Origin of the sequence: Colwellia sp. TT2012, from assembly GCF_001440345.1 — a bacterium.
Lineage (GTDB): Bacteria > Pseudomonadota > Gammaproteobacteria > Enterobacterales > Alteromonadaceae > Colwellia.
Map to the genome: position 1 here is coordinate 1 of NZ_LJYX01000041.1, position 2,214 is coordinate 2,214.

4 protein-coding genes are annotated in these 2,214 nt (G+C 52.1%); 3 read left to right on the forward strand and 1 reads right to left on the reverse strand.

Annotated elements, in window-relative coordinates:
- From ASU03_RS18435 to ASU03_RS18445, 3 genes are all read left to right on the forward strand, one after another.
- Positions 1–398 (forward strand): hypothetical protein (locus ASU03_RS18435; protein WP_231731636.1); only part of this gene is annotated, 398 nt, incomplete at its 5' end.
- 537 nt (positions 399–935) lie between these two features.
- Complete coding sequence (locus ASU03_RS18440; protein WP_057833236.1) at positions 936–1,598, forward strand: AAA family ATPase; 663 nt, start codon at positions 936–938, stop codon at positions 1,596–1,598.
- 34 nt (positions 1,599–1,632) lie between these two features.
- The gene (locus ASU03_RS18445) at positions 1,633–1,890 is read left to right on the forward strand and encodes a ribbon-helix-helix protein, CopG family (RefSeq protein ID WP_057833237.1); all 258 of its coding nucleotides are present in this window, start codon (positions 1,633–1,635) and stop codon (positions 1,888–1,890) included.
- Between the two features lie 38 nt (positions 1,891–1,928).
- On the opposite strand, the gene ASU03_RS21170 is transcribed toward ASU03_RS18445, so the two are convergent.
- A partial coding sequence (locus ASU03_RS21170) for a hypothetical protein (protein WP_197411279.1) occupies positions 1,929–2,214 on the reverse strand: 286 nt, incomplete at its 5' end.

The following is a 2,214-nucleotide window of genomic DNA, read 5'->3' on the forward strand; positions in this document are numbered from 1 at the left end:
GCTTTAAAAAGTTGTTGAAAGATAAAACCCTGACAACAAATCAGCGAAGATCTATAGCAGCAAAAATTCTTGGTGTTCATCGACGGTACAAGCAAGTTTTGATAGTCGAAATTACTCAATGGGCACTAGAAACCGATCACAGCCCTGCTTCTAAATACAAGATTGAACAATGGCAAGAATCTACTTTTGGTCGTTCAATTTCTAACAACAAACTCGCGGACTGGTGTAAAGATAGTCGCAGTCCAGGTGAGCGTTCAGAGTTCGACATCAGCGAAGAAACAACGACCATGGCCAAAGAGTTGTTCGGAATTTTCTCGGACGCTATGAAAAGTGAAATCGACGAATCTCGGCTTCGCAAGCTTAAGGGCCAGATTTTGACAGTCGATCTGGGTATGTAGATAGCCTTCGGGCTTTTAACAACAATTAGCTCAGAGACCAGTCTTGGAGCTTAAACCATAGACGGGCCACACACGCCTGCAAGAGGTGGTCGACCAAAAAGCACATAAAGCTAGGAGACTGGTCTTTGAGCAAAATACTTGAGCGGATGTGCCACCCGCTTGTTCGATGGCCAAACAAAAGAGCGCTCAATGCTTGGAGACCAGTCTCTGAGCAATTAATGGGAACGACAACTTCCACCGACCAGGTTTGCTGACAAAAACCGGTGGGGGAGGTTGTACAGCAACAAGAATTACAGGGGGGCGTTTCGACCTCAACCGTAGCCCCAAGACGCGCTGAAGTCGCCAGGCAATCAGTCTGTTTTTTGGATGAAAATCGCTTGTGGGCCCAAGAGAAAGCCAGCCCCGCTGCGCGGGAAGGGACGAGCTTTTTAGGAGGAAGCCCCCTTGGCCCGTCCTCTCTGGAGGTATTGCGCTTGACTGAATACCACTTAAATGACTATGATTAGAACCTCATTTTAATATGAAAAAAGGTGTAAGATGATCGTATCTGTCGGTAACACCAAGGGCGGCGTCGGCAAGTCGACAGCAGCAGTGCAGATCGCTATCGCACTCGCCAGGAAAAATCGCCGGGTACTGATAATTAATGGTGATCGCCAAAAGTCAGCGCTCTACGCTATTGCAGCCCGCCAAGCAGCAGGCGTCCTGCCCGAAGTGTCGTGCGTGTTGTGCAATGAGGGCGATGAGCTGGAGCAACTGCTCAACAAACAGGCCAGTGATTTTGACGATGTGATCATTGATGTCGGCGGTCGGGATTCATCGGCTTTCCGCGCAGCGCTGGTTCATTGCGAATTGCTCTATGTGCCGACTCAGCCGCGTGCATTTGAAGACTGGGCGTTGGAAGATTTGACCCTGCTGCTTGATCAAGCCACAGCAGCTCGCCAAGCACTGAAGTTATCGCCGTTGCGCGTGCTCGCAGGTCTGAGCCTGGCTGATCACGGCTCGATTGCCGCTGACAATGAAGATGCCAAAAAATCGCTGATGAGCTTGCCTCAGGTCACGTTTGTCGATGCACCGTTGCGCCGCCGAAAAGCCTTCTGGTATTCGGTCGCCCAGGGCCTTGGCGTGGCTGAATTGAAGCCAGTGGATCGCAAGGCAATAGCCGTGCTTGATCATCTCATGAAAACCCTATTTAACATCTAAATTCATATCATATTAATATTAAATAAGGTGTAAAATGAGCATTCCGGCAAAACCGACAATCGCTGCAGACTTCATCAAAAACGCCCCGGACGGTGGTGCCAAGGCAGCACCTCAACTGGTTCCGGCACCAGTCAAAAAAGGCGGGGTGCGTAAGGGCAAGCGACAGCAGATCACTCATACCATTGCTGACGACCTGCTAGCGCGACTGGACGCCATGGCGGAGGGCACTGGACAGAGCCGCGCCGCGCTGATCAACCTGGCTATCTTCCGGATGCTAGAAACCGGAGTTTAACGCAAAGGGGAGGGGCCCTGGGCGCCTCCCGGAAGGGCTCAGGCCTGGGGTCGCTTGGTCTCTGCTTTCGGAGTTTCCAGGAGCTTGGTGCGCAGCTCCTTGGCTTCATCCCGTGCCTCTTTGACCTCAGCCTTCGCCTCTTTGAGCTCGGCTTTGACGTCGACCAGCTGAGCCCTGGACGACTCCATTTCGCGCAGTGCAGACTCCAGTTTTGCTTGCGCCGTTTGTTCTGCACTTCTTGATCTTTCAGCGTCCAGGCGCAGCTGCTCGATCTCTTCCTTGGCCTTTGCCTCGGCAACCAGAGATGTCTCCAGGCGCTGCTTC